The organism is Streptomyces chromofuscus (assembly GCF_015160875.1).
In the GTDB taxonomy this organism is placed as follows: Bacteria; Actinomycetota; Actinomycetes; order Streptomycetales; family Streptomycetaceae; genus Streptomyces; species Streptomyces chromofuscus.
On sequence record NZ_CP063374.1, the window covers coordinates 3,202,891 to 3,214,513 of the forward strand.

Annotated in this window: 8 protein-coding genes; 2 read left to right on the plus strand and 6 right to left on the minus strand. The window is 73.2% G+C overall.

The window, feature by feature from the left end; translation table 11 throughout:
* Positions 1–62 precede the first annotated feature (62 nt).
* On the minus strand, positions 63–980 hold the full coding sequence (gene ftsX / locus IPT68_RS14390; RefSeq protein WP_189699162.1) for a permease-like cell division protein FtsX: 918 nt from the start codon (positions 978–980) through the stop codon (positions 63–65).
* Positions 981–1,019: 39 nt separating this feature from the next.
* The gene (gene ftsE, locus IPT68_RS14395) at positions 1,020–1,709 is read right to left on the minus strand and encodes a cell division ATP-binding protein FtsE (protein ID WP_189699163.1); all 690 of its coding nucleotides are present in this window, start codon (positions 1,707–1,709) and stop codon (positions 1,020–1,022) included.
* A gap of 274 nt (positions 1,710–1,983) precedes the next feature.
* On the opposite strand from ftsE, the gene IPT68_RS14400 reads away from it, so the two are divergent.
* On the plus strand, positions 1,984–2,175 hold the full coding sequence (locus IPT68_RS14400) for a hypothetical protein (RefSeq protein ID WP_189699164.1): 192 nt from the start codon (positions 1,984–1,986) through the stop codon (positions 2,173–2,175).
* Positions 2,176–2,267: 92 nt separating this feature from the next.
* Here the strand turns inward: IPT68_RS14400 and IPT68_RS14405 are convergent, their stop codons facing one another.
* The 4 genes from IPT68_RS14405 to IPT68_RS14420 all read right to left on the minus strand — a co-directional run bounded on the left by IPT68_RS14405 (position 2,268) and on the right by IPT68_RS14420 (position 7,477).
* Complete coding sequence (locus IPT68_RS14405) at positions 2,268–2,921, minus strand: LPXTG cell wall anchor domain-containing protein (RefSeq protein WP_189699165.1); 654 nt, start codon at positions 2,919–2,921, stop codon at positions 2,268–2,270.
* Between the two features lie 296 nt (positions 2,922–3,217).
* A complete protein-coding gene (gene prfB / locus IPT68_RS14410; protein WP_189699166.1) occupies positions 3,218–4,324 on the minus strand; it encodes a peptide chain release factor 2 in 1,107 nt (368 codons plus the stop codon).
* A 132-nt stretch (positions 4,325–4,456) separates the two neighbouring features.
* Complete coding sequence (locus IPT68_RS14415; RefSeq protein ID WP_189699167.1) at positions 4,457–5,689, minus strand: serine/threonine-protein kinase; 1,233 nt, start codon at positions 5,687–5,689, stop codon at positions 4,457–4,459.
* Positions 5,690–5,797: 108 nt separating this feature from the next.
* The gene (locus IPT68_RS14420; RefSeq protein WP_189699168.1) at positions 5,798–7,477 is read right to left on the minus strand and encodes a serine/threonine-protein kinase; all 1,680 of its coding nucleotides are present in this window, start codon (positions 7,475–7,477) and stop codon (positions 5,798–5,800) included.
* Positions 7,478–7,829: 352 nt separating this feature from the next.
* On the opposite strand from IPT68_RS14420, the gene IPT68_RS14425 reads away from it, so the two are divergent.
* Complete coding sequence (locus IPT68_RS14425; RefSeq protein WP_189699207.1) at positions 7,830–11,561, plus strand: FHA domain-containing protein; 3,732 nt, start codon at positions 7,830–7,832, stop codon at positions 11,559–11,561.
* Positions 11,562–11,623: the final 62 nt, after the last annotated feature.

Genomic DNA, 11,623 nt, shown 5'->3' on the forward strand with positions numbered 1-11,623 from the left:
TGAGTCTAGGACAACGCGAAGGGCCGTACGGTCGGTTGACCGTACGGCCCTCTTGGTATGCGTCACACCTTCAGGTACTTGCGCAACGCGAAGAAAGCGGCCAGGGCAGGCATCAGCAGGCTGGTGACGAGGATGAGCGGAAGGGTACTCAGGACCGCGTCCCAGCCGATGAAGTTGATCAGGTCGAGCTTCTCGGAGAGGGCCAGGCCGTGGTCGATGATGAAGTACCGCGCGGCCACCAGGAAGGCACAGGCCACCAGGCCTCCGATCAGGCCGGCCACGGCCGCCTCGGCGATGAACGGCGCCTGGATGTAGAAGCCGGAGGCGCCGACCAGGCGCATGATGCCGGTCTCACGCCGGCGGCTGAACGCCGAGACGCGCACGGTGTTGACGATCAGCATCAGCGCGACCACCAGCATCAGCGCCATGATGGAGCGCGCGGCCCAGTTCATGCCGTCGAGCAGCCCGAAGAGGTTGTCCAGGATGCCCTTCTGGTCCTGCACGGACTGCACGCCGTCCCGCCCGTTGAAGGCGGTCGCGATGACCTGGTACTTCTCCGGGTCCTTCAGCTTGATGCGGTACGACTCCTGCAACTGGTCCGGCGTGAGCGAACTGGCCAGCGGGGAGTCGCCGAACTGCTCCTTGTAGTGCTTGTACGCCTGGTCCTGCGACTCGTACGACACCGTGTCGACGACCGACATCTTCTCCAGGTCGGTCTTGATCTGCTCCTTCTGCTCCGTGGTGACCGCGCCCTTGGCACAGGCGGGATCGGACTCGGCGTCGCTCTTGTTGCACAGGAAGATCGAGACGTTGACCTTGTCGTACCAGTAGCCCTTCATGGAGTTGACCTGGTCACTCATCAGCAGCGAACAGCCGAACAGGGCCAGGGACAGGGCGACGGAGACGATGACCGCGAAGGTCATCGTCAGGTTGCGGCGAAGACCGACACCGATCTCCGACAGAATGAACTGGGCGCGCATGGCGTCTGCTTCAAGCCTTTCCGGGATCTCGCTGCTGTCTCAGTGCTGGTAGCCGTAGACGCCGCGGGCCTGGTCGCGGACGAGGCGGCCCTTTTCCAGCTCGATCACGCGCTTGCGCATCTGGTCCACGATGTTCTGGTCGTGGGTGGCCATCACCACGGTCGTGCCCGTCCGGTTGATCCGGTCGAGCAACTTCATGATCCCGACGGAGGTCTGCGGGTCGAGGTTGCCGGTCGGCTCGTCGGCGATCAGCAGCTTGGGCCGGTTGACGAAGGCCCGCGCGATGGCGACGCGCTGCTGCTCACCGCCGGACAGCTCGCCCGGCATCCGGTCCTCCTTGCCGCCGAGCCCGACCAGTTCGAGCACCTGCGGCACGGACTTGCGGATCTCGCCGCGCGACTTGCCGATGACCTCCTGCGCGAAGGCGACGTTCTCGCCGACCGTCTTGTTCGGCAGCAGCCGGAAGTCCTGGAACACCGTCCCCAACTGGCGTCGCATCTGCGGCACCTTCCAGTTGGAGAGACGGGCGAGGTCCTTGCCCAGAACGTGCACCTGGCCGTGGCTGCACCGCTCCTCGCGGAGGATCAGCCGCAGGAAGGTGGACTTTCCGGAGCCGGAGGACCCCACGAGGAAGACGAACTCGCCCTTCTCCACCTCGAGGGAGACATCCCTGAGAGCGGGGCGGGTCTGCTTGGGGTAGACCTTGGAGACGTTGTCGAATCGGATCACGGATACACCACGAGTCGCCGGGGGTAGATGTGCGTGACCATACGCGAAGCGGGTGCGCAAGCGCAGGCACCGGTAGCGGTTGCGCATTCCTTGTGCGCTTTTGTCCCCGACGGACGGGCGTCGCACCGGTACCGCGGCCGCGGGACAATGTGAACCACCCCTCTTCGAGCGACCCGCGCGCCCCTCGGAGGAACCTGGCACAGTGGAGGGGGAACGTTTGCGTTCCTCCAGGCGTTGTCACGACGAACTGGTACCGGTGCAAGGAGGCGAGCACATGACGTACGACCGGCTGGTGTGCGCGAACTGTGCCGCGCCCGTGAACCAGGGCCGATGCCCCGTGTGCCGGGCAAACCGCGAGCGGCTGCAGCAGGAGAACCCCTTCGCGGCCCTCAACCCCATGGCGCTGATCGCCCTGCTCGTGGTGCTGATCGCGGCGGTTGCGCTCCTCGCGCACCAGACCGCGTGACGACGCAGCCGGCCGCGTAACGGTCGCGGACCCACACGCGAGGGCCCGGAGTGTGTCACTCCGGGCCCTCGGGCGATGACGTTCGGCTACCGTCAGGCAGCCGCACCGCCACGGCCGCTCACCAGGCGCGGCAGCACCCGGAAGCCGACGCCGCCGGCGATCATCGTCGCGGCGCCGATCAACAGGAACGTGGTCTGCGCGGCACCCGTCTCGGCGAGCTCGTCGCCGCCGCCCTGGGCGGAGGTGTCGGCCGCCGGGATCTCCGTACCGGTGTCCGTCAGGGACGAAGAGCCGTCGTCCTGCGCGGAGGCGCCACCGTCGGGGTCGGTGTTGTCGCCACCGCCGACACCGCCGTTCCCGTTGCCGCCGTTGCCGTTGCCACCGCCGTTGCCGTTGCCACCGCCATTGCCGTTGCCGGGCTCGGAGGGCTCACCCGGCTCGGACGGTTCGGAGGGCTCCGTGGGCTCGGTGGGCTCGGTCGGCTCGGTGGGCTCGGTCGGCTCAGTGGGCTCGGTCGGCGAGTTCGTCGGGATGGTGGGCGGGGCCGTCGGGGTGGTGGGCGAGGCCGTGGGCAGTTCCGGCCCCGGGTCCCCCGGCTTGTCCGCGTCCGCGTCGCACAGGATGCCGACGAAGCAGTCCTCGGCCTCGGTGGCGGAGGCTGCGCCCGCGGCGGTCAGCGAGGCTCCGGCCGCGATCACGGCGCCGGCCGCGATCCGCGCGATACGGACGCGCGTCTTGTTGGTCATGTGTTTGCTACCCCCAGTAGCTGATCGTCATCGAGGCGGCGTTCGGGGCCGTGATCGACGGGAGTAGCTGCAGTGAAGCCCCCCGGTTCACATGCGCCCCAGAGATACGCATGCCACGCTTCACCCTTCCCACTTTTCGAAACAACGTCAAGGCCGTTGCGTGCGCGATGTCCAGGTACGAGTTCTTTGCCTGGGGTTGAAGCCTGTGAGTGTGATGTAAAACCCGGACATCCGGGCGCGGAAAAGGCAACTGCCGCCCGGCGGGCGGCAGTTGCCTTGTCGACAAAGGGCTGCTGTTACTTCTCCCGCTGCTTGCGCCAGCGAATTCCGGCCTCCAGGAACCCGTCGATCTCACCGTTGAACACGGCCTCGGGGTTGCCGACTTCATGCTCGGTGCGCAGGTCCTTGACCATCTGGTAAGGGTGCAGCACGTACGAACGCATCTGGTTGCCCCAGGAGTTGCCGCCGTCGCCCTTGAGGGCGTCCATCTTGGCCTGTTCCTCCTGGCGGCGCCGCTCCAGCAGCTTGGCCTGGAGGACGTTCATGGCGGTGGCCTTGTTCTGGATCTGCGAGCGCTCGTTCTGGCAGGACACGACGATGCCGGTCGGGATGTGCGTGATGCGCACCGCGGAGTCGGTCGTGTTGACGCCCTGACCGCCGGGCCCGGAGGACCGGTAGACGTCGATGCGCAGCTCGGACTCGTCGATCTCGACGTGGTCGGACTGCTCGACGACGGGCAGCACCTCGACGCCGGCGAAGGACGTCTGGCGGCGGCCCTGGTTGTCGAACGGCGAGATACGCACCAGACGGTGCGTGCCCTGCTCGACGGAGAGGGTGCCGTAGGCGTACGGCACCTGCACGGCGAAGGTGGTGGACTTGATGCCCGCCTCCTCCGCGTACGACGTCTCGTAGATCTCGGTCTTGTAGCCGTGCTGCTCGGCCCAGCGCAGGTACATCCGCTGGAGCCGCTCGGCGAAGTCGGCGGCGTCGACGCCACCGGCCTCGGCGCGGATGTTCACGAGCGCTTCCCGGGCGTCGTACTCACCGCTGAGAAGCGTCCGCACCTCCATCTCGTCGAGGGCCTTACGGACGGCGGCGAGCTCGGACTCCGCCTCGGCGCGGGTGTCCGGGTCGTCCTCCTCCTCGGCGATCTCGAACAGGACCGCGAGATCGTCGATCCGCCCGCGCAGCGCCTCCGCCTTCCTGACCTCGGCCTGGAGGTGGGAGAGCTTGCTGGTGATCTTCTGCGCCTCGTCCGGGTTGTCCCACAGGGACGGCGCGGCCGCCTGCTCCTCGAGCACGGCGATGTCTGCCCTCATCCTGTCCAGGTCCAGGACGGCCTCGATCGACTCCATGGTCGAGGAGAGGGACTTGAGCTCTTCGGATACATCGACGACTGCCACGCCTCCAGCGTAACGGCTGTGGCAACCGGCCTTGGCCGTGCCGCGGGCCGGGACGGTGACCGAGAGGGGTCGTCGGTTGACCGAAGGTGAACGAGCGGGGCGCGGGGGCAGGGGGCGAAGCCCCTGGGTCGGTCACGGAGACGCCGGTGCCGTGTTCTTCGTGTCCTGCGCAGGTGCGGCGTCCTCGCCCGACGTGGCCAGCCAGGCGCCGGTGCCCGCGGCCGCGGCCAGGGCGACCGCCGCGCCGGCCATGATCAGCCGACGGCGCCGGGTGGCGGCGCGGTGGCGGGCCGAGCCCGGGCGGGGAGCGCCCGCGGCGCGGGGGGCCCGTGCGGTGCCCCGGGCGCCACCCGCCAGCTCGTCGGGGGCCGGGACCCTCATCGACGTGTGGGTGTCGCGGTTCGAGTCCGTCTTCGCGCCGGGGACCAGCGGGACCGCGCCGCGGCGTGCCCGTACCGGGGTCTGCGGCTCCCCGGCGTCGGGCGTCTCGGCCGCCTCCTCCGGCTCCGCGTCCGGCTCGTCCACGTCGAGCGGCGGCATCCCCCGCAACGTCGGCAGCTGCTCCCGCAGCCGCGCCGCGAGCTCGGACGCCCGCAGCCGCGACGCCGGCGCCTTGGCCAGGCACTGCACCAGCAGCTGCCACAGCTCCTCCGGGATACCGGGGAGGGGCACGACCGTCTCCGTGACATGGCGGCGCAGGACCGCGCCCGGGTGGCCGCCGCCGAACGGGGTGAAACCGGCGAGCAGCTCGTACAGCAGCGTCGCCAGCGCGTAGATGTCCACGGCGGCCCGGGGCGGGAGGCCCTCCACGATCTCCGGGGCCAGGTAGTCCGGCGTACCGATGATCTTGGTGGCACGGGTGCGGCGTGGGGAGTCGATCAGCTTGGCGATGCCGAAGTCCGTGAGCAGCGCGCGGTGCGAGCCGCCGGGTCCGAGCGGGCCCTGCATGTCCAGCAGGACGTTCTCCGGCTTCACGTCCCGGTGCACGACCCCCGCCGCGTGCGCCGCCGCCAGCCCTTCCGCGACGTCCGCCGCGATCGCGACCGCCGCCTCGGGCGCCAGTCGCCGCTCCCGGTCCAGCCGGGTGCGCAGGTCGGTGCCCCGGACCAGGTCCATGACCAGCGCGAGATCGTTGCCGTCCACGACCAGGTCGCGGACGGAGACGACGTTGGGGTGTTCGAGGCCGAGCAGGGCCGTCCGCTCCTGGACGAAGCGTCCGACGAGCTCCTGGTCGGACGCCAGATCCTCCCGCAGCAGCTTGATGGCGACGGGCCCCTCGGGTCCCTCGCCCAGCCACACCGTCCCGGCGCTGCCCCGCCCCAGGATCTGGTGCGCGGTGTACCGGCTGCCGATCTTCCGTGCCAAGACTGCTCCTACAGACGCGTGTTGTCGCTAAAACTACGCGTCCGGAGAGCCAACCTTCACCGCGGAGCCGGAAATCACCCGCCGGGTGTCGACAAATCAACACACCCGCTACTGGGTGGACGTGCCCCCGGTGCCTCCGGAGTCCCCGCCCAGCTCCCCGATCCAACTGGTCACGGTGCCGAACCAGTCCGTGAGCTGGTCCCAGTAGCCCTTGCCGGTGCCGATCCACTCCTGAAGCGGGCTCAGCTCCCAGATCAGCCACCCGGCCACGAACAGGATGACGACGGTGAACAGGCAGCCCTTCAGACAGCCCAGCCCCGGGATCCGCATCGGATTGGCGCTGCGCTGCCGCGGTTCCCGCGCCGGTCGCTGCGGCTCGGGCGTGGGCGGTGGGGCGTAGCGCTGGGGCTGCTGCTGGGGCTGCTGCCGGCGCTGCGGGGCGTACTGCTGCGGTTGTTGCTGCTGGGGGTAGCCGTATCCCTGCGGCGGTCCCTGCGGGGGACGCTGCTGCGGGCGCTGCTGGGGCCGCGGCTGCTGCTGCGGTCGCGCGACCTGCCGCTGCGGGCGGCGGCGCAGCGGGTCCTGGTCGGGGTCGAGGTACTGCACCTGCGTCTGCTCGTTGCGGTCGCGCGCGGCGCGCAACTGGGTCTGCCAGGGGTGCGGCTGCTCGGGCTGCTGCCCCTGCGGCAGCACCTGGGTCGGGTCGGCGCCCTGGGGGCCGGTGTTCGGCAGTACGGCGGTGGGGTCGGCGGCGCCGGCCGGGCCCCCGGTGTGCGGCAGCACGCTGGTCGCCGCGTTCGGGTCGTACCCGGGCGCGCCGTGCGGCAGCACCTGCGTCGGGTCGGAGGCGCCGGGCGTCCCGGGGACCGGCGCGGGAGCCGGGTCGGGTGCGAGGAGCGCGGCGACGCCCTCGGCGGCGGCGATCTGCGCGGAATTCGCGTGCACGCCGACGCCCTCGGCGACGACCCGCAGCCCGCGCGCGAGGTTCTGGGCGCTGGGCCGCTCGCCGGGGTTCTTGCGCAGACAGCGTTCTATGACCGTCCACAGCGGCTCGGGGACGGTGGAAGGGCGGCGCGGCTCGGCGCTCAGGTGCTGGTGCAGAACCTCCAGCGCGGAGCTGCCGGAGAACGGAGGACGGCCGGTGACCAGCTCGTACAGCAGGATGCCGGCGCCGTAGATGTCGACGGCGGAGGTCTGCGGGCGGCCCTCGGCGGACTCCGGCGCGACGTAGGCGGGCGTGCCCACGAACTCGTGGGTGCGGGTGAGGCCGGGCGAGTCGGCAAGGCGGGCGATGCCGAAGTCGGTCAGCATCGGGTGCATCTGACCGCCGTCCTGTCTGAGCAGGACGTTCGCCGGTTTCAGGTCGCGGTGGACGACGCCGTCGGCGTGGCTGGCGGCCAGCGCGTCGGCGATCTGCGCCGTGAGCAGCGCGGCGGCGACCGGCGTGAACGGGCCGTTCTCGCGCAGGTAACGGTGCAGGTCGGGGCCGCTGACGAGATCCATGACCAGGGCCAGCAGATCGCCCTCGACGACCAGGTCGCGGACCCGGACGACGTTCGGGTGGGTCAGGCGCAGCAGGACGGACCGCTCCCGCAGGAACCGCATCACGATGTCGGGGTCGCTCGCGAGCTCCTCCTTGAGGACCTTGATCGCGACCGTCTCACCGGGCTGCCCGGGCACAGCCGCCTCGGCCCCCGCGGTCTCCCGCTGGCGGGCGCGCCAGACGGTGCCTGTGGCGCCGCGTCCAAGCGGCTCCTCAAGGAGGTACTTGCTCCCTACCGGCCGCACGTCATGGCTCCCTGCTGCTTGCTTGCATGGTCCGACCCACTGTAGTGCCGCACGGGCGGGACGGGGCCGTCGTCTCGCTGTGGGTCCTCCGTACTCCATCCCGCACGCGTTCGAAGGAAAGACGCACGGCTCGGTCTCGAGGTTGCCGAAAGTGGACGTGACCGATCTCAACCGGTCGCGGGAGCCCTCCCCGGCAGGCACTTTTACGGGCAGAGCCGACCAATCAAGATCACTTGTCCCCGAGCGGCGGGCGCGTTGTCAGCGGCAGGTGCGAGGATGCGTGCAGTACTGGCCGACGTGCTCGTGCGGGGTGGGGGACTCCGCGCCCGCGCAGAAGGGACCGCTGACGGCGATGCAGATCCGGCTGACCGTCGTAGACCCGCTGGGCTTGCCCTCCCCCGAGCTCTCGGCTTCCCCCGAGCAGGGACCGCCGTCGCCGCGCGGCCGGGTCGCGAGCCGCGACGTGCTGGTCACGGCGCCCGCCGGGACGGCCCTGTCCGCGGTGGCCTCCGCGCTGGCCGCGGCGGTCTCCGGCGACACCCCGTCCGGGCCCGCCGTGCTGTACGCCGGTACGGAGCGGCTCGACCCGCAGCGCTGCACCCTGGGCGAGCCGCCGCTGCTCGACGGCGCCGTGCTCGCGGTGGGCGGCCCGGCCGCTCCCGAGCCTCACCCCGAGCTGGACGACGCCCCGGCCCGCCTCGACGTGATCGCCGGGCCGGACGCCGGCGGCGTGCATCTGCTGCACGGCGGTGAGATCCGCGTCGGCCGCTCCGCCGAGGCCGACGTCCCGCTCGACGACCCGGACGTCTCCCGCGTGCACTGCGCGGTGACCCTGGGCACGGACGGCCGCGTCTCGGTCGCCGACCTCGACTCCACCAACGGCACGACGCTCGACGGCACGCGCGTGGGGACCCGTCCCGTGCGCTTCACGCCCGGGGCGTTGCTGCGGATCGGGGAGTCCACCCTGCGGCTGGCGCCGGCCGGGGGGCCGGGCCGGCGGGTGGGGACCGCGCCGGACGGGGAGGGGTGCGTGCGGGTCGGGGTGACGGACGGGGAGGCGTCCGCGGCCGGGTCGTCGGGGGCGCGCGCGAGCGGGCCGTCCGGGAGGACGGGGCACGCGTACGGGGCTGCCGCGGGACGGGGGACGCCGGGGGGCGGTTCGGCCCGTTCCGAGGAGCCGGGTTCGGATGAGGGGCGGGGTGCTGCCCGGACGGACCGTGAGGCCGGTGCGCCGGGCGCGGCCCACCACCCGGCGCGTACGGACCAGGAGGAACACCCGCGAGCGGCACACCCGGGCGCGGCCCCGCACGACCGACACACCGGCGCGGCCCGCCCCGACCCCCGCGCCAGGGAACACCCGCCCGTGGCGCCGCCCCTCGTGCCCGAGCAGGGCGGCCCGCCCCGCATCGAGACCCGCGACGCCGGTCCGCAGGGCCCGCATCCGGGGCCGGGACCCGCCGCGCCCTCCGGAGACGGGACGCACGGGGGACGCGCGGGCGTCGGCGCGGCCGACCCCACCGCCACGCAGACCGGCCGCCGCAAGGGCACGCCGCTGCGCGGCACCGACGTACCGCCGGGTGTGCGCAGGCGGGGCGGGCTCACGGCGTGGGCGCGGCGGCTGGCCGGTGGACGCGGCGGCGAGCAGGAGACGGCCGGACACGGGCCGTACGACGACGAGCCGGCCGACGCAGGCGCGCAGCCGCCCGTCCGCGCGGACGCGCCGGAGGCGTGGCCGGACCCGGCCGCGCTGCTGCTGACCGCGCTGGGCCCCGGGCCCCGGCTGTGGGAGCGCGAGCCGGGGCATCCGGAAGCGCTCACGGTGCGGCTCGGTACGGCCGACCGGGTGGCGCCGGACGGTTCGGGGCTGCTGCCCGCCGTTCCGGTCACCGCCGATCTGCGGGAGGTCGGCGCCCTGGGGCTGGCGGGTCCGCGCCCCCGCCTGGCCGGGCTCGCGCGCGCGGTGCTGGCCCAGCTCGCCGCGCTGCACTCGCCGGACGCCCTGGAGATCGTCCTGATCAGCACGGACCGCGCGCGTTCCCTGGAGGAGCGCACCGCCGAGTGGTCCTGGCTCGGCTGGCTCCCGCACCTGCGCCCGGCCCACGGCCAGGACTGCCGTCTGCTCCTCGCCCACGACCGCGAACAGGCCGCGGCCCGCACCGACGAACTCCTCCGCCGCCTGGACGACCACCTCGCCGAGCGACGCCGCACCACCGGGCAGGCCACCGCACCGGCGGCGACGGCGGATCAACACCGGGCGGAGACCACCGTGGAGCCGGACCAGCGCCACGCCGACCCTGCTGGGACGCCGAACCACCCTCACGTCATGAGCGCCCACGCGCCCGACCAGCCGCACGCCGGGCGCACCGGGGAGCCCGACCAGCCGCATGCCAAGAGCGCCGGGGTGTCGGCCCCGGCCACGGCCGGCGCGGCCCGCCACCCCTCCTGGGCCCGTTCCGACGACGACCTGCCCGCCGGCGCCGCGCACTCCTCCCTCTCCGGCCCGCACACCGTCCTCGTCGTCGACGGGGACCCCGGCGGTGCCGGGCTGCGCGAGGCCGTGGCACGGCTGGCCCTGGAAGGCCCGCGGGCCGGCATCCACGTCGTCTGCCTCGCCGAGACCGCCCCGGCCTCGCCGGCGTCCCCGGTCACCGACACCTTCGAGGCGGCCTGCGCCACGGCCCCCGTGTTCCGCGAGTGCGGAGCCGTCGCCCTGCTCAGTGGCGACGTGGCGACAGCACTCCGCCTGCTCCGGGTCGCCCGGACCGGAGCGGGAGCCGGTTCCCTCTCCCGCTCCGGCACCGACCACCCCGCCCCCGTCGGTCACGGCACGGTGGGCACGGTGGACGCCGTCTCCCCCGCCTGGGCCGAGCGGTTCGCCCGGGCCCTCGCCCCCCTGCGCACCGACGCGACCGGCACCCGGCACGCGCGCGTCAGCGCCCCCCTCCCGCAGGCCGCCCGCCTGCTCGACGAGTTGGGCCTCGCCCGGGCCACGCCCGCCTCGCTCATGGCCCGTTGGGCCGACGCCGCCGACGACACCGACGCCCTCGGCGGCCGGGCGCACGCCGTCCTCGGGGCCGGCCCCCGCGGCCCGGTCGCCGTGGACTTCGTCGCCGACGGACCGCACCTGCTGGTCGAAGGTCCGCCCGGCAGCGGACGCACGGAGCTGCTGCGGGCCGTCGTGGCCTCGCTGGCCGCCGCCGAGCGGCCGGACCGGCTGAGCCTGGCGCTGATGGACGGCCGGGACAGTGTGGGCGCGGGCAGCGGCCACGGCGACGGCCTGTACCTCTGCCTGGACATCCCGCACGTCACCACGCACCTGCTCGCCAACGACCCCGTGCGCATGCGGGAGTTCGCCCAGTCCCTGACGGCCGAGCTGAAGCGGCGCGCCGAGCTGCTCGGCCGCTCGGACTTCACCGAATGGCACACCGGACGCGAGGTGTCGGGCCGTATGGTCAGCCAGCGCCCGGCACCCGCCTCCGGTGCGAGCGGCGCCGCCGACCTGGACACCCCACCCAGTGCCACCCTGCGCCTGCGGCCCGCCGCCCCGCGCCGCCCCACGGACGACGTGCCCCCGCTGCCCCGCCTCGTCGTGGTCGTCGACGACCTGGACGCGCTGGTCTCGCCCCCGCTGGGCTCCCCGGGCCGGCCGGCGGCCGGGTCGGTGATGCGCGCGCTGGAGACGGTGGCCCGCGACGGCGAGCGGCTCGGCGTGCACCTGGTGGCCGCCGCCGGACCGGGCGGCCGTACCGCGGAGACGGAACCCGTCCGACGGGCCACGCTGCGCGTCGCCCTCGACGCTCCCGCACCGGGACCCGACGAACCCGCGCCCGGCCGGGGCCGTCTGACCCACCCCGACGGACGCATCACGCCCTTCCAGGGCGGCCGGGTCACGGGGCGCATCCCGCGTACGGCGACCCTGCGCCCGACCGTCGTCCCACTGGAGTGGCACCGGATGGGCGACCCGCCCGCCCGCCGCCCGGTCCGCGAACTGGGCAACGGACCCACCGATCTCGCACTGCTGGCAAGCGCGTTGGAGCGGGCGGCCCGGGAGGTGTCCGCCCCTCAGGTGCCGTCGCTGCTGTAGGCCGCCCCGGCCCGCCCGAGCCTCGGCCCCACCATCACGACGCGGTCACGATCACCGTCTTG